A 16,149-nucleotide genomic window follows, 5' to 3' on the forward strand; every position below is an offset into this window, starting at 1 on the left:
CGTACCTCGCGCTCACGCGGCACCCTCGGCCATGGGCGTGCGCAGGCCGGTGCGGGCCGCGACGTCGCGGGCGATGTCGTAGCCGGCGTCGACGTGCCGGATCACGCCCATCGCCGGGTCGTTGGTGAGCACCCGCTCGATCTTCTGCCCGGCGAGGGCGGTGCCGTCGGCGACGCACACCTGCCCGGCGTGGATCGACCGGCCGATGCCCACCCCGCCGCCGTGGTGGATGGACACCCAGGAGGCCCCGCTGGCCGTGTTGACCAGGGCGTTGAGCAGCGGCCAGTCGGCGATGGCGTCGGAGCCGTCGGCCATCGCCTCGGTCTCCCGGTACGGGCTGGCCACACTGCCGGCGTCCAGGTGGTCCCGCCCGATGACGACCGGGGCGGAGAGTTCGCCCGAGGCGACCATCTCGTTGAACCGCACGCCCGCCCGGTCCCGCTCGCCGTAGCCGAGCCAGCAGATCCGGGCCGGCAGGCCCTGGAAGGCCACCCGCTCGCCGGCCAGCCTGATCCACCGGGCCAGCGGCTCGTTCTCCGGGAACAACTCCAGGATTGCCCGGTCGGTGGCCGCGATGTCCGCCGGATCGCCGGAGAGCGCCGCCCAGCGGAACGGCCCCCTGCCCTCGGAGAACAACGGCCGGATGTACGCGGGCACGAAACCGGGGAAGTCGAAGGCCCGCTGGTACCCGGCGAGCTGTGCCTCGCCACGGATCGAGTTGCCGTAGTCGAAGACCTCGGCGCCGGCGTCCAGGAAGCCGACCATCGCCTCGACGTGCGTCGCCATCGACGCGCGGGCCCGGTCGGTGAACTCGGCCGGCTTCGCCTGCGCGTAGTCCTGAGCGTCGGCCAGCTCCACCCCCACCGGCAGGTACGACAGCGGGTCGTGGGCGCTGGTCTGGTCGGTCACGACGTCGACCTCGACACCGCGCCGCAGCAACTCGGGGAAGACCTCGGCGGCGTTGCCCACCACGCCGACGGAGAGCGCGCGCCGGTCCCGCTTCGCGGCGAGCACCCGTCGTACCGCGTCGTCCAGCGAGTCGGCGACCTCGTCCAGGTAGCGGTCGTGCATCCGCCGGTCGAGCCGGGTGCGGTCCACGTCGACGATCAGGCAGACGCCGCCGTTCATGGTGACCGCGAGTGGCTGCGCGCCGCCCATCCCGCCGCAGCCGGCGGTCAGCGTGAGTGTGCCGGACAGGGTGCCGTTGAACTTCTTCGCGGCCACCGCCGCGAACGTCTCGTAGGTGCCCTGGAGGATGCCCTGGGTGCCGATGTAGATCCACGAACCGGCGGTCATCTGCCCGTACATGGTCAGGCCGAGCTGCTCCAACCGGCGAAACTCCGGCCAGGTCGCCCAGTCGCCGACCAGGTTGGAGTTGGCCAGCAGCACCCGGGGCGCCCACTCGTGGGTACGCAGCACGCCCACCGGTCGGCCGGACTGCACCAGCATCGTCTCGTCCTCGCGCAGGTCGGTAAGCGTGCGGACCAACGCGTGGTACGACGGCCAGTCCCGGGCCGCCTTGCCGGTGCCGCCGTAGACGACCAGGTCGTCGGGGCGCTCGGCGACCTCCGGGTCGAGGTTGTTCATCAACATCCGCAGGGCGGCCTCCTGCTGCCACCCGCGGGCGGTGAGCTGGTTGCCCCGTGCGGCACGGACGGGCTGGGTCATCTCGGGTCTCCTCCGGTCATCCGCGGAACAACTGACGGCGGGCCGCGGAGGCCTCGAACGCCTCCAGTCGGCGTTGGGTGTCGGCCGGTGCGGCGTCGCAGATCGCCTGTAACAACACCATGGCCAGGGTCATCGGGGCGGTGTGCAGGTCGAAGACGAGCTGCGCGCCGACCGCCGCCGGCAGCACCACGTCGGAGTGCTCGGTGGCGGGGCTGACCGGTGAGTCGGTGATCGCCACCACGGTGAGCCCGGCGTCGCGGGCGTCGCGGAGCGCGTCCAGGGTCTCTCGGGGGTAGCGGGGCAGGACGAAGGCGAGCAGCGCCGACGCCCCGGCCGCGACCGCCTGCTCCAGGCGGTCGGTGAGCAGGCTGCCGCCGTCGTCGAGCACCCGCACGTCCGGGTGCACCTTCGCCGCGAAGTAGGCGAAGTACGCGGCCAGCGGCGCGGCGGCGCGCAGGCCCAGCACCGGCAGTGGGCGGCTCCGGGCGAGCAACCGCCCGGTCTCGGCGATCCGGTCCCGGTCGGCGAGCTGGCCGGCCAGCCGGTCCAGATTGCCCATCTCCGCGCGTACCGCCTGCTGTAGTTCGTTGCCGGCGTCGTCCGGTTCGGTGCCCTCGGTGGGGCCCGCCTCCCGCAGCCGGCGGCGGAGGGCGGGGTAGCCGTCGTATCCGAGCGCCATCGCAAACCGGGTCACCGACGGCTGGCTCACCCCGGCCATCTCGGCGACTTCCGCCGCGGACAGGTACGCCGCCGCGCCGGCGTGCTGGACCAGGCAGTGCGCGATGCGGCGTTGGGTGGGGGTGAGGCGTACGCCGTGGAAGAGGTCGAGCAGGTGGTCAGCCGACCCCGCACCGCCTTCATTCATGGCGCGACTCTATGCATGAGAACTTTCAAGAGCAAGGTCACCGTATCCGACGGCGCCCGTCCCGCCGTTCGGCCGACCGGCAGGACGCTGGGATGACACAGGGCTCTGTAGGATCCGCAGGACGGTTGAGCGGAGGAGCGGGATGCAACCGGAAACCCAGGCAGTGACACCTGTGTGCCGGGCGGGTGTCAGATCAACTTCTCCGGCGGCACCACGCCGCCGGGGCGTGTCGAGACACTCGTTCCGGACGGCATGGCCCACAACTGGGATGCTCAGCGGGACCTCTGGCGCCGGTAGCTGATCGTGCATCTCCTCGTTCGCGTGACGCGAGCATCGACCGAGAAGGTCCGGGCCATGGGGCTTTCGGCCCGCATCCTCGGCGCCGGTCTGGTCGTCCTGGCAGTCGCCTTCCTGCTGCTCGGCAGGTGGGACCTCGCGCTCGCCGTCGGCGTCGGCGCCCTGCTCGGCTGGGTGCTGCTGGACGCCGACCGGATCACCTGGGCCGTGTTCGTCGTCGCCTTCCTGGTTCCGGTGACGATCAATTTCGGCTATCCGACGAATCCGTCGTACTCCCTCCTGTTCCTGCTCTTCGTCCTGGCCGCCTGGGGGCGGGTGCTGCGGGCCGAACGCGACGGGTGGCGGCGGAAGGTGATCGCCGCGGCGCTGTTCCTTCCCCTGTGCGGGTTGTTGTCCGGTCTGGTGCAGTGGCACGGGGTGAAACCGATCGCGGTCGGTCTGGCGCCCATCGTGTGTGTCGGCCTGCTCTGCTGGCACGTCGTCGAGGAAGCGCGTCACGACCGAGACCTGATCATCCGGATCGCGTTGGCGCTGACCTGGCTCAGCGTTCCCATTGCCGCTTTCGCCAAGTACCAGACGCTCACCCGGAGTTGGCCGATCTTCGACCAGTTGGCCTACCACTGGACGTACACCTCCGCGTTCGACGCCACCCGTGCGGTGGGTGTCTCGGGGCACCCCATCGTGTACGGAACCTTCGCAATGGCGATGGCCATCGTGGCGCTGACCCTCCGGGGCAGGTTCTGGTACATCCCGTTCACCGCCAACCTCGCGGGTCTGGTGTTGTCGGGCACCCGCAGCGCGTGGGTCGGGACGGCGCTCGCCCTCGGGCTCTGGCTGTTGTTCCAGTGGCGCAGGTACTCGTGGCGTGGCCTGGGCAGCGGGCTCGTCATCGCGGCAGCCGCCTTCATGATCGTGGCGGCCAAGCCGCCGGCCGTGCTGTTCTCCGATCCGGCCGTGCCCGGGGCGATCTGGCAGCCTGGCTCGGCATCGCCGAATTCGCCCGGGTCCGGCAACACCGCGCCGAACTCCACCGCTTCCGCCCCCGGGTCCGGCAGTGCCGTTGACGTGGCGGGGTCCCGCATGGCCGATCCGCTCGGCTCGGCGAGCGCTGACGCCCGCTTCGTCCGCATCCGTGTCGTCTGGGACGGCATCACGCAGGACTGGTCGACGCTCGCGTTTGGAAGCGGACCCGAGTCCAACGTCCGTTTCCTGGAGGACGTGGGGATCGGAGACGGCGAAGCGCAGGTCTTCGACAACACCTACCTGACATTCTGGTACAACTACGGCTTGCTCGGCCTGATCTCGCTGCTGTCGCTCATGGTGACCCTCTACTGGCGCCTCCGGTCCCCGATCGCCCGCGTCATGCTGGTCGGGCTCTCGGCTCAGGTCTTCTTCTTCGACCTGTGGCTGTGGCTGGGAGCGGTCGCCGTGCTTGTCCTGGCGGTAGCTCTGTCCGGAGTGGACAACGCGTCGCGGTCGGAGGGGCCACCCGTTCTGCCGGCCCCCAGGGGGGCCAACCGGCGGTCTGCCGCCGCGCAGATTGCTCTGTAGGATCCGCTAGGCGGTTGAGCGGAGGAGCAGGATGCAACCGGAAAGCCCTTACAGATACACCCACCTGCTGGGCGGGTGTCAGGTCGGCAAGGCATGGGCCGCGGTGGACGGGCAGGGCCAGTTCGCGACCGTGGCCGTGCTGGACGGCGTCGCGGCGTCCGACGAGCGTTGGCGTGCCGCCTTCGGCACCGTGGTCGGGGCGCTGGCGCAGGCCGACGGTGGTCACCGTTACGTACAGGCCGACCTGTCGGCCGCCTACCCCTGGGTGGCCTACCCCGCGGAGGAGGGAAACGCCCCGCAGCGGATCTTCCAAGACCTCGGCATGGACTACCAACCCGTGCCCAGCCCACCGATCTCGGGGCCGCCCTCGTCGGCCTTCCCGATCTCCGGCGTGCCGCAGCAGGTCAGCGGTCCTCCGAAGCCGGTGTCCGGGATGCCCGGCATGGTGGAGCACATGCCGCAACTGCCCTGGGCGGTGCAGGCCGCCCCGGTTTCCGGTCAGCCGGTGTCCGGCACCCCGAGTTCGTTCGGGCAACAGGTGTCCGCCGTGCCTTCGTCGCCCGCGTACGCCGACGACGTCACCGGAGCCCGCCCCGCCGATCCGCTCCTCGCGGGAGGGCGGCGGATCGCACCGTCGACATACAAGGCGAAGCGGCCGAAGTGGCCCCTGATCGCCGGCGCGGTGGCGCTCGTCCTGGTCGCCGGCACCGCGGGGTTCTTCGTCGGCCGCGGCGGCGGCGAGGAAGCGGCGCCGCCGAAGGAGACCACCCTCGCGGCGTACGAGGCACGACAGCTCGCCATCAACAAGCAGAGGTTCCCCAGCGAACTGGAACCGCTCGCGGAGCCGTGGCTGGCCGGCAGCGGCAACTGCGCGGCCTACAACGAGCCCAACGTCCCGAAGCTGCCGGTCGACGAGCGACGGCACCTCTTCTGCAACTACGGCAACGCGTTCATGCACTTCGTGATCTACGCGGATGACGCGCCGAAGGAGACGGCACGAGCGTTCCGGCTGCAGCTCAATCTCGCTGGCGGCACGTTGGCACCGGGACTTCGCCAGGCGACGCGCACCACGGGCAACGTGACCGGCGCCAGCGGCAGCTACATGGAGTACGCGTTCACCAAGGAAGACGGGCGAACGATGTGCGGTATCTGGTGGGACCGGGACGACATCCAGGGTGTCGTCCTGATCGAGGCGCTCTGCAAGGAGGGCCTCGACGGCGACTGGGACGCCCTGCGGGACCTGTGGCGCCGCGGTAGCTGATCGGCACGGAACCGGCCCGAACTCCGAAGGCCTTCCGCCGCGGTGGGGAATCTGAGCTTCCCCACCGCCCGGCGGAAGGCCTTCGTCGTCACGATCGCCCGGGGCGAACGGTGTGGCGGGTCATTTCACCGTGATGACCTGGAACTCCACCGTGCCGGGCGTGTTGAAGGTGAGCTGCCGGTAGTGGAAGGCGTCGAAGGGCGCCTGCCAGGCCAGTGCGGCGGGGAACGAGGCCAGCAGCGGCCCGTCGGTGAGCGCCTCCGGGATCCGGAAGGTGGCGCCGTCGATGCCGATCTCGATCGGTGACCAGTCCTTCAGACCGAGATGCACCAACGACACAAGCGCGGAATCCGATTTCGGTGTGTACCTGGCAACGACCATCTCGTTCTTACCGGGCTGCGGCACCGGCACGGGCGTACCCGCCGTCACCGGTTGGGTGAGCAGGGTCCGCGGCGGCGAGCACCGGTTCTCGCCGTGGTGCAGGACCGACCAACCCTCGGCGCGCGCACCCACCCGGTAGTTGCAGGCCAGGGCGAGCAGGTAGCGAGGAGTGTCCCAGCGGATGTTCCGGGCGTCGATGCCGGCCGTGGACTGCTGCAGCACGACCTGATCGGCGGGCGCGTCGATGAGCGCCTCGGCGTTGAGTTCGTCGAGGTACCGGGTGTACGCCGAGAACGTCTGGAAGACGGGGACGGGCCGCCAGTCCAGCGAGTACGCCCAGGGCAGGGTGAGTTCCGCCGGGTCGACGTGCACCGGTCGCCCGCGCAGGTCGTTGAGGACGCTCTCCGGCACCTTGTAGGTCTCGCGGGCGCGTGCCTTGGCGGTGTCGACGGCCGTCAGTCGGTACTCGTCGTGGACGAGTAGTTCCACGCCCGTCCGCCACTGGTTCCGGGCGACGAAGGGATCGAAGGTGACGAGGCCGAAGGGCGTCATGATGAGCGCCGCCGTGGCCGCTGCCAGGACAACCGCGGGACGCCGGGACCAGGCGACAAAGCCGACGAGCAGGAATCCCGACGCCATGAAGAACGAGACCTCGTGCGCCGGGTCGTGTCGGGTGAACCCGTGCTTGAAGCCGAAGGCGAGCATGACCCCCGAGACTGCGAAGATCCCCACCGCCGCGACGGACCGGTGGCGTAGCGCCTGACGAAGGGCCAGGAATCCGATGAGGATCGTCAGTGCTCCCGCGAAGATGTATCCGACGACGAACTCGCCCTGTTCGATGGCGAGGGCTTCCTGGTAACCCGTGGAGATCTCCTGGGAACCCCGGACCCACGGCACGATGTCGGCGATCCGCTGCCCGGCGGCGAGCCACAGCGTGAGGAACACCACGACAGCCGTTGCCAGGAAAACCGCGACGCCCCGGAGGAGACCCCGCACCGACCCGGTGCTCACCGCGACGAGGCCGGCGACGGCCAGCAGGACCACGCCTTCCGAGTACTTCACCTGAAAGAGCAGGGTGCCGACGGCGGTGAGCAGCGCGGTCGGCAGGGTGTCCCGCCAGTCGGTCCTGGCGTTGGTGATCCGGTCGCGGAGCGTGAGCAGCGCGAACAGAAGGCCCGCGTAGACGAGCCGGCCGCCCGGCCCGGCGGGCGCGCTGGCGACGGCGACCGCGAACGCGACCACGCCGGCGACACCCGCGGACCACCTGAGGCGGACACAGTGGTAGACGACCCAGTAGAGGGCGGAGACGGCTGCGGTCGTGAAGAGGAACCCGAGTACCGCCTGGGGGCGGCTGACGTGCTGTGGCCAGTCGACAAAGCCCCACGGGCCGTAGTTGAAGACGATGTCCCGGCCGTATTTGAGGTTCTCGGTGACCGCGAAACCGATGCCCGCCTGCCAGCTCGGGTCGAAGCCCGGCGACGGCATCAGGGTGGACGGGGCGCCCGCGATCAGGAGGGTGAGGGCGAACCACGCGAGCGCCGGCATCCCCGGTGACCGGCTGCCCCACTCCCCGATCACGGAGGTGACCCGTTCCCGGGCGCGCCCGACGGTCCTCGGCCTGGCCTGCTCACTCGGGGCGTCGCTCGGGGGAGGGGAGGGTTCTGCGACCACAGCGGGATCGCGGTTGTCCTGCTCAGTTGTCTGCATCTACTCGTCCATGAATCGATATCGGGGGGTGAATGGGCGCGCGGGCTCGTGCTGGAGGCGTCAGTGTTCGCTGATCACGGCAACCGGCTCCACTCCCTTGGTCATCTGCTCGACCCGGTAGTCGGCGAGCACCGCCTGCCAGGCGGCCACCTCTTCGCCGACGACGAAGGATCGGATCAGCCAGACTCGCGCGCCACCGCGTTCCCCGGCCAGCGTCAGCGCCCGACCAAGTCCGCCACGGATGGCCTTCTCGTCGGGCCCCGAGATCACGACAACGCCGGAGTCGACGGGCATTCTGATCCACCAGGTGACCGTGTTGCTGTACGGGGCCACCAGGCTGACGTCGTCGCGGGTGGAGTAGAACGCGAAGCCGTACGCAGCCGTAGAGCTCAGGACGATGACGTCGTTCCTTGCCCGGTGCGCGTTCACGTACCGGGTCTGTTCGCGGACGTCAGTCATGGCAATGGGGGTGCGGTCGAGGCCGGGCTCGTCCCCGTCGAACCGGTACCACCGACTGTTGTGGACAGCGAAGGCTCCGACCAGGACGGCGCAGACCGTCGCGGTGGCGATCGTGGTCGACGGGCGGCGGTACACGCGCTGGGCGATCGTGGCGGCCCGGTGCGCCAGCCCGCTGAGTCCGACGCCCGCGACCGCCGCGGCTGTCACGAAGAGGAAGTGCGAGGTGCGCGGATCCAACAGCGGATAGACCTTCGAGACGGCCAACGTGATCACCACAAGCGGCAGCAGGAGCACCGCACCCGCGGTGGCGGGACGGTCCCACCGCACGAACGTCACGACGCCGACGACGACCAGGCACAGGACGAGCGGCACGGGCGCGCCGAAGATGCGGCTGAGGGCCTCGCCCCGCTGCCCGAGATATCCGGGCACCTCGCCGAGACGTGGGAAGAACGCGGCCCAGAACTCCTGCATCGCGCTGCTTCGCGCCCGTGCCGAGAAGGTGAGGTAGACGGCCGCCGCGGCGAGCGCGGCGCTGAACCCGGTCACGGTCACCTCGACGAGCCGCGCCCACTGCCGCCGAACCGAGGTGGCGAGGAACAGCCCGCCGAGCACACACGGAGCGATGATGGCGGTCACGTGGCTGACGAACATCCCCACCCCGATCGCGGCGGCGAGAATCCCCAACCGCTGCCGGGACCAACCCCGCTCCGTCCACGCGGTGAGTGCGAGCAGCCCCACCGCGACGAAGGCATCGGCGGAGTACTGCTTCAGGTCGTGACGGACCTGCTGCGCCGGAAGGAGCAGCACCCCGGCGCCGCAGACGAGGCCCGCCACGATGCCCGTACGCCGCCCCGGCGGGAGTGCCAACCGACCGAGCGCGTACGCGGCGCAGACCGTGAGGGCGTGGAAGAACAGCGGCACCACCCGCAGGTAGTCCTCGTCGGGAACCAGACGAAGGAGGAGGCTCCACCCGATCGGGGTCGACGAGGTGGTCACCGGCAGGTCACCGAGGGGGAACCGCACCGAGAGCGCCACCCAGGCCTCGTCGAGCCAGTACGGCGCCGTGAGCATCGTGCTGAGGTCGTGCACGATCGGGATCAGGGCGAGGAGGGCGGCGACGGCGATCCCGTCCCACGGGACCGGGCGGCCTCCGGGGGTGGGCGACGACGCCAGGTCATCGCCCACCCTTCCGGGGGCCACGTCGGTCAGCATGTGGAACCTCATCCTGGTCTGTGCGAAACGGTCGGGCCGACGGGTCGGGCGCCCGTCAACCAACCGCTGGTGCCGTGGCCGGTGCCGGACCGAAGTCGGGTGCTCGGCCGGGCATGGGCGACGCCGCGACGCTCCCGCTCGACGGGTTCGGGTTGACGCCGCCGTCCCGCGGGGGTGCCGGTTGCTCGGGTCGCTCCCGCAACGCCTCGGGCGTCCAGTTCTTCAGCTTCAGCGCCTGCTTCTCGACCAGGTGCCAGGACAGCACCGCGAGCACGGTGCTGGCCAGGGCACTGAGCACGAAGAAGCCGGCGAGACCGATCGCCTGGACTCCGAACTTGGCCATCACCTGTTGGGCCACGAAGGAGTAGATGTACAACCCGTACGAGTAGTCGTTGACCTTCCCGATCCGGTGCAGCCCGCGCGGCAGCCGCACGGCGAGCCAGAAGACGACGTACGCGTAGGCGAGCAGCCCCGGGCCGAAGAAGGTCCCGGTCGCGGCGAACCAGCCGATGACCACGAGGGAGAGCACACCGAGCAGGTCGTTGATCGGCATCCGATCGCTGTAGAGCTCGGCGACACCGCCCGCGAGGAACATGAAGCCGTACCAGAGGAACGAGTCCTCCCGAAGCGCGCCGAGCAGCGGAATCGGCCCGATCTCGCCGGTGGTCCACACCTGCTGCTCAGGCACGCCAGCCTGGTAGTAGTTCCAGCAGAGCACCCCGAAGACGACAACCAGGGCGACGAGCGGGAGCCAGCGGAGCTGCCGACGCAGGATGGTGAGCGCGGCCAGGCCGGCCACGATGAGATAGCAGAAGCACTCGTAGGCAAGGGTCCACAGCGACCCGTTCATCGTGTTCCCACCCTGCCACCGCCAGTACGGTGTGTCGCCCTGCAGGAGGTCGGCGATCCCCAGCTGGCGCAGCCCGCCCCACCAGTTCTGTCGCAGGTAGTCCAGTACGCCACCCGGGCTCCGCCACAGGCCGTCGAGGGTGCCGTGCCGGTCGAGGTAGAGCAGGGGCGCGACAACCAGACCCGTGAAGAGAAGGCAGACCCACAGGCCGGGCCAGATCCGCAGGGCCCGGTGCCACAGGAAGCGCGGTATCGAGCTGCGCCTGCCGGAGCGGACGATGAGGAAACCGGAGATCGCGAAGAACCCCGCCACCGCCAAGGCTCCCAGGTCGATCCGCTGCATGAGCGGCCGCCCGAAGCCGAGGGCCGCCGAGTGCGACAGCACCACGGCGAGCGCGAAGGCGAGCCGGAGGGCCCCGAAGCTGTTCGCGCGTCCGCTGTAGGCCGTCGCCAAGGGAGTCGACGCCGTCGATCGCCGTACGGCGCGCTGGAGGAGTGAGAGCACTGATGACCGTCCCGAACGAGAAGAAGCACGAGTCCTGGGTAATACCTGCAACTCGGAGCACCGTGTGCCGCCCACCTCGCCGCAGGATCGGGGCGCTGCGGCCGGTCCGCGGGTCTAGTTTGCGCCGGCCGGCTGGGTGGAGCTGGGCAGTGAGCCGTCGCGCTGCGCGGGCACCGGGGTGCCGACCAGGCGTGCCGCCTGCGGGTTGCGGCGGGCGGCGGTCGGCAACCCGACCACGAACTCGGGGAACAGACCGAAGAAGGTACGGGCGCTCTGCAACTCCAGGGTGTGCGCCCGCGACCACTGGAACGAGTTCGTCGCCCGCGCCCAGTGGTGGGTCCACCGCACGTCGCCGAGGAGCACCACGGGCATGTCGTGCCGCCACGCGCGCAGCCCGAGTTCGTGGTCCTCGTAGTAGAGGAAGAACCGCTCGTTCCACCCGCCCATGGCGACGAAGTCCGCGGTGCGGGCCGCGACCGCCGCGCCCATCACCCAGGCCACGTAGACAGCCTCGCCGTCGTCCGCCACGACCCGGTAGTTCGCGTGCATCCGCGACAGCGGCCAGATCTTCCGGTTGCCCAACTTGGCCGTGGCGTAGGGGAAGCCGCGGCCGTTGGGCTGGGGGGTGCCGTCGGTCGCGAGCAGTTGGGGAGCGACCAGGCCGCCGTGCGCGTCCAGGTGGCGTTGCATCGTGACGAACCCGGCCGGCTCGACCTCGAGGTCGGGGTTGGCGAACAGGACGTACTCACCCGCGGCCTGGCGTACGCCGACGTTGTTGGCCTTGGAGAAGCCGACGTTCTCCGGCAGCCGGATGACCCGGGCGCCCAGCTCCTCGGCCACCGCGACCGAGTCGTCAGCGGAGTTGTTGTCGACGACGATCCACTCGTAGGGCTTGGCACCGCCCCAGCACCGCCGGAGCGTGTCCGCGGAGTTGTAGGTGACCGTCACGACACTCCACGGGATTCCTGCCATCACGCGCTCCGAACTCTGAGGTAGCTGATCAGGGATGCAAAACCGAAACGCCTGCCCTTCCACTGCCGGCGGGCGGCGGGCCCCTCCAGCAGGCCCCGTCGCACGCCCCGCAGGAAGGGTTTGAGCAGGCCCTGACGGGCGCGCCGGGCGGCCAGCGCCAGGTGTGCCAGCGCGAGGACCGGTATCGCGACGAGCATCAGCGGCCAGGTGAAGGTCCGCGCGGCGACCAGGAGCCGATTGCGGGCCAGGAGGAACGCCCGGAACCCCTGCAGTTTGTTGTCGCCCTCGACGCTGTGGCCGCCGGCGTGCGGGAGCATGAAGTCCAACCGTCGGGTCCGCAGACCCTCGGCGTACATGCGGAACGCGAGGTCGGCGTCCTCACCCCAGGCGAACAGGTGCTCGTAGAACCCGCCGAAACGGTGGAAGAGCGCCGTGGGGAAGACTGCCGCGCCACCGGACGGGCCGAGCGGCCCGCGCGGGACCGTCGCCGCCCGGTCGATGAACAGCGAGACCGGGTGCAGGTCGATGCCGACGTACTCGCCGCCGTGCATGGCGAGCCCCACCGCGATCGGGCTCTCCGGGTCCGCCGCGATGGCGGCGAACAGGCGGGTCAGGGCGTCCTCCGGCAACCAGACGTCCGGGTTCAGCAGCATCACGTGGCTCGTCCGCACCGGGGCGACGGCCCGGTTGCAGCCCGCCGCGAACCCGGGGTTCGACGAGTCGGGCAGGTACTCGTACCGCTCGTCGTCCAGAGCATCGGCGATGACCTTCGCGCACTCGTCCTCGGGCCAGTTGTCGGCGAAGATGAACTTCACCGGTAGCCCGTCGGCGGCGCGTACCCAGGTGGGGAGCGTCTCGGCGAGCATGTCGCTGGAACGGTAGAGGACCGTCACGATCGTCAACGTCTCTGCCACTGGGACACCTCCCTCACTGTTCTGCGGATCACGAGCGGAAGACCGGAACGACGGGGTGCTCGTCACAGGAGGGACCTGTACAAGCTCTGCCACCGCTCGACACACCGATCGAAGGCGTACTCCTGGGCGTACCACTCGGCCACCCGCTGCCCCTCGTCGACGGCGCGGTGGTCGACGGCGTCCCGGATGGCGCCGGCGAGCGCGGCGGGCGCGAGGTCCGCCTGGAACGCCAGGGTGCCCGTGGCATGGCGGGTGACCTCGGCCAGACCGCCGGCCCCGGTGTGCACCACCGGTACGCCGAGGGACAGCGCCTCCAGTGCGCTGAGCCCGAACGACTCGACCCGGGACGGCACCAGCAGGCAGTCGATCTCCTGGAGGAAGTCCGCGGCCGTGACCCGACCGACGAGGTCGAGGTTGGGCCTGGGGTCGATCGCCATGGAACCCGCTCCGGCGACCTTGAAGTCCACCTCCGGGAGGAGGGAGGCGATCTCGGGCAGGAGGTCGGCGCCCTTCTCCTTCTCCAGCCGGCCGAGATAGCCGACCACCGGCCGTCGACCCGGCTGTGGGGTGTGCGGCTTCGGGCTGGGCCAGGTGACGGGCAGCGGGTTCGGGATCAGGTGGATGTTCTTGACGCCGCCACGGTCGCGCAGCTCGGAGGCCTCGAACTCGGAGACCGCCACCGTCGCGTGTGGACGGGCCCGACGCATGGCCAGGTCCAGCGTGATGTTGGACTGGATGAGCGCCTTCTGCTGGAACGACCCTGCGGTGTCCCGGTACTGCCAGAGGCTGTTGTGCAGGGTGACGACGAGCGGGATCCGCCGGCGCCCCATGCTCAGCGCCGCCCGGGAGTGCATGGCGGCGGACAGCAGGTGGGCGCAGACCACGTCCGGCTGCACCTCGTCGACCAGGCGGCGGATCTCCCGCGCGTAGGCGAGGTCGATCCGGCTGGTCGCGCTGAGCCCGACCCACGGGACCCCGGCCTCGCGCAGCGCGTGGCCCACCTCGTCGTCGGAGGTGGCGGCGATGACGTCCAGGCCGGTTCGGGCGTGCGCCGGGATGATCTCGGTCAGGATGCGCTCGGCGCCACCGAGCTGCCGCCGCCCGGAGCCACCCGTGGTGCAGACGAACAACACCTTCACGAGGTACGCAGCCCCTCGACGGCGCCCTTCGCGATGGCGCGGCGAACCGGGTTGCCGCCCACCGCGGCGCGCAGCAGCACACCACCCACGTACGCCGTCGTGGCGATGCGGCCGCGCGTGCCGCCCATGCTCCGGCTCGCCCGGATGAACTCCCGGGTCCGACGCTCGGAGATCTCCTCCTCGGACCAGCGCCGCTTCGCGGTCGCGTCGTCCTCGTGCATGATCACGGCCTCCGGCACGTACGCCAGCCGCAGACCCTGCTGACGGACGGCCCAGCAGAGCCGCATGTCCTCGGAGTAGAAGAACGAGGTCTCGTCGACGCCGCCGATGGCGTCGAAGGTCTCGCGGCGCATGGCGACGAAGGGGCCGGTCAGCCAGTCCGCCTTCTCCGGCGGCGCGACGATCCGCAGGTTCGGCAGCACCATGCTCAGCCCGGTGGCGTGGGCGAGACCCACGCCCAGGCCCAGGAACCGCCCGCCCTCGGTCTGTGACACACCAGACGGGGTGACCACGCCCGGGAAGGCCGCGCCCACCTTCGGGTCCTCCAGGGCGGTCAACAGGCGGGCTACGGCGTCCTCGTGCACGATGATGTCGTTGTTGGAGAGGATCACGTTCGCCCGGCTGGTGTGGCGCACGCCGAGGTTCATCCCCCGCGCGTACCCCAGGTTCGAGCCGGACTGGACGTACCGGACACCCTGCTCGGCGCAGAACTCGCTCAACGACTCCTGAATGTGCATCGAGCTGCCGTTGTCGACGACAACGGTCTCCGCCTCCGCCGGCAGCGACAGGACGCAGGCGCGCGTGCGCTCAAAGTCCTCCCAGGCGAGGACAACAATGGAGACATCCATGTCAAACCGTCCCATGATTCGGCGACTGCGCTCGTCGCAGGCTTGCTCTGGAGGCGAAGGCGTGTACGGCGTAGGCGAGCGTCGAGGCGATCGCCGCTCCGATCACACCCGCCCACGGGATGATCGCAAAGTATGCGGGAATCGCGAACCCGAGGGTGATCAGTGCGACCACCGTCGTCGCCCGCTCGCCCCGCCTCTTCAACAGTAGGGCGCTCCAGCTCTTGCCGGCCGCGGTGGCCAGTGAACCGGGCAGCAGGACAAGACCGAGGATCCAGGCGTAGCGGTACTCCGGCTGGAGGTAGCCCAGCACACCGAGCCCGAGGACGGCGGCCAGGGCGACCGGCAGGGCGGCGGTGACCACGGCTCGGGTGGGGTCGGGGCCGCCGTCGCCGTCCCGGCTGGCCAGGATCCGCTGCGCGCGTACGACGGCACCCGCCTGGGCGAACTCCAGCGCGGCGACCGCCAGCGCGTACACGCCGAGTGGGCCGGCACCGACGAACCGGGCCACCAGGATCTGGTTGAACCGCAGCGTCATCATCTGGGCGAAGATTCCCAGGTGCAGGTTGCCGACGGCGGCCATGTCGGCGCGGTAGTCCACCGCGGTCGCCTCCGGCCGTGGTGCCGGCCCGATCCGCCGGAGCATCCCCAGCACCAGGGCGCACACGGACAGCGCGCTGACCCACTGGACGACCAGCCACACCATGCTCCACAGGCCGCCGTCCAGGTAGCCGGCGAAGTACAGCGCCACGTAGCCACCGACCAGGACGGCCCCGCTCGCCGCGCGCATCGCGTAGACGACCAGGAAGCTCCTCTGGCGCAGCGCGATCGACGAGACCGTGTTGAAGATCGTCAGACCTGCCGCGGACCCCATGCCGACCAGATAGCTGCCGAGCCCGGCCACCGTGGTGAGCACGGCGGCGGCGACGACGGAGAGGAGGACCGAAGCCCCCAACATGGCGAGGACCCAGGGGCGCCCCCGGGAGAAGACCCAGCCGCCCGGCCGGGACAGCAGGAAGGTGTCCAGGGACAGGCCACCGACGGCCGCGCCGAGCGTCGCGCTCACCATGTTCGCGGACAGTTCACCGCGCTCCGCCGGCGGCAGGGCCACCGACAGGACCGCCGCCAGCCCGGTCAGGCCGAGAGCGCCGATGTAGAGACGCTCGGGTGCGACGAGCTTGCGCAACAGGCCCAGTACGCGGCGTCCGGGCGATGGTTTCGTGCCGGGACTCGGCGATTGCCGAGCAGTATTGACCAGCGACACGCCGTTCACTCGCCCCCCATAGATGTAATACGTGCGGGCACGACGAGTCGTACTTCGCTGGCACTTTCTACCCGAACCCCGCTACACCTGCAATCGCCCGGGCGGCCCGAACCGATAATGCCGAAACACCTGCCATCGCCGCCAGTCGGCCGGCGTAGACTCTCGGACCCGTGAGGATCCTCGTCACCGGCGGAGCCGGATTCATCGGGTCGGAGTACGTTCGCCTGCTGCTGGGCAAGCCCCTCGGCAGTGCCGAGGGC

At 70.3% G+C, this 16,149-nt stretch carries 12 protein-coding genes; 2 read left to right on the forward strand and 10 right to left on the reverse strand.

What is annotated here, in order from left to right:
- Positions 1-12: 12 nt before the first annotated feature.
- Both hutU and AB0C25_RS24275 read right to left on the reverse strand, forming a co-directional pair.
- Positions 13-1,668 carry a urocanate hydratase gene (hutU, locus tag AB0C25_RS24270; protein WP_357376525.1) on the reverse strand — a complete coding sequence of 552 codons (1,656 nt, stop codon included), beginning with the start codon at positions 1,666-1,668 and terminating at the stop codon, positions 13-15.
- Positions 1,669-1,684: 16 nt separating this feature from the next.
- Complete coding sequence (locus tag AB0C25_RS24275; RefSeq protein WP_357376526.1) at positions 1,685-2,533, reverse strand: MurR/RpiR family transcriptional regulator; 849 nt, start codon at positions 2,531-2,533, stop codon at positions 1,685-1,687.
- A 321-nt stretch (positions 2,534-2,854) separates the two neighbouring features.
- On the opposite strand from AB0C25_RS24275, the gene AB0C25_RS24280 reads away from it, so the two are divergent.
- Both AB0C25_RS24280 and AB0C25_RS24285 read left to right on the forward strand, forming a co-directional pair.
- Positions 2,855-4,381, forward strand: coding sequence for an O-antigen ligase family protein (locus AB0C25_RS24280; protein WP_357376527.1), 1,527 nt, complete (start codon positions 2,855-2,857; stop codon positions 4,379-4,381).
- Between the two features lie 31 nt (positions 4,382-4,412).
- Positions 4,413-5,642, forward strand: a complete 1,230-nt coding sequence (locus AB0C25_RS24285) for a hypothetical protein (RefSeq protein WP_357376528.1) — start codon at positions 4,413-4,415, stop codon at positions 5,640-5,642.
- Between the two features lie 120 nt (positions 5,643-5,762).
- On the opposite strand, the gene AB0C25_RS24290 is transcribed toward AB0C25_RS24285, so the two are convergent.
- The 8 genes from AB0C25_RS24290 to AB0C25_RS24325 form a co-directional block, all read right to left on the reverse strand.
- Positions 5,763-7,730 (reverse strand): hypothetical protein, encoded by a 1,968-nt coding sequence (locus AB0C25_RS24290; RefSeq protein WP_357376529.1) that lies wholly within the window; start codon positions 7,728-7,730, stop codon positions 5,763-5,765.
- Between the two features lie 60 nt (positions 7,731-7,790).
- A complete protein-coding gene (locus tag AB0C25_RS24295) occupies positions 7,791-9,401 on the reverse strand; it encodes a hypothetical protein (RefSeq protein WP_357376530.1) in 1,611 nt (536 codons plus the stop codon).
- A 55-nt stretch (positions 9,402-9,456) separates the two neighbouring features.
- A complete protein-coding gene (locus AB0C25_RS24300) occupies positions 9,457-10,704 on the reverse strand; it encodes an acyltransferase (RefSeq protein ID WP_357376531.1) in 1,248 nt (415 codons plus the stop codon).
- A gap of 165 nt (positions 10,705-10,869) precedes the next feature.
- Positions 10,870-11,727, reverse strand: a complete 858-nt coding sequence (locus tag AB0C25_RS24305; protein WP_357376532.1) for a glycosyltransferase family 2 protein — start codon at positions 11,725-11,727, stop codon at positions 10,870-10,872.
- On the reverse strand, positions 11,727-12,641 hold the full coding sequence (locus AB0C25_RS24310; protein ID WP_357376533.1) for a glycosyltransferase: 915 nt from the start codon (positions 12,639-12,641) through the stop codon (positions 11,727-11,729). The genes AB0C25_RS24305 and AB0C25_RS24310 overlap by 1 nt, the downstream gene beginning before the upstream one ends.
- 62 nt (positions 12,642-12,703) lie before the next feature.
- Entirely contained in the window at positions 12,704-13,780 is a 1,077-nt protein-coding gene (locus AB0C25_RS24315; RefSeq protein ID WP_357376534.1) for a glycosyltransferase family 4 protein, read from the reverse strand.
- Entirely contained in the window at positions 13,777-14,628 is an 852-nt protein-coding gene (locus AB0C25_RS24320) for a glycosyltransferase family 2 protein (protein ID WP_357376535.1), read from the reverse strand. Before AB0C25_RS24320 ends, AB0C25_RS24315 begins: the two co-directional genes overlap by 4 nt.
- A 1-nt stretch (position 14,629) precedes the next feature.
- Positions 14,630-15,811, reverse strand: coding sequence for a hypothetical protein (locus AB0C25_RS24325; RefSeq protein WP_357376536.1), 1,182 nt, complete (start codon positions 15,809-15,811; stop codon positions 14,630-14,632).
- Positions 15,812-16,149 lie beyond the last annotated feature (338 nt).

It is taken from the genome of Micromonospora sp. NPDC048839, from assembly GCF_040649915.1.
GTDB lineage: Bacteria > Actinomycetota > Actinomycetes > Mycobacteriales > Micromonosporaceae > Micromonospora.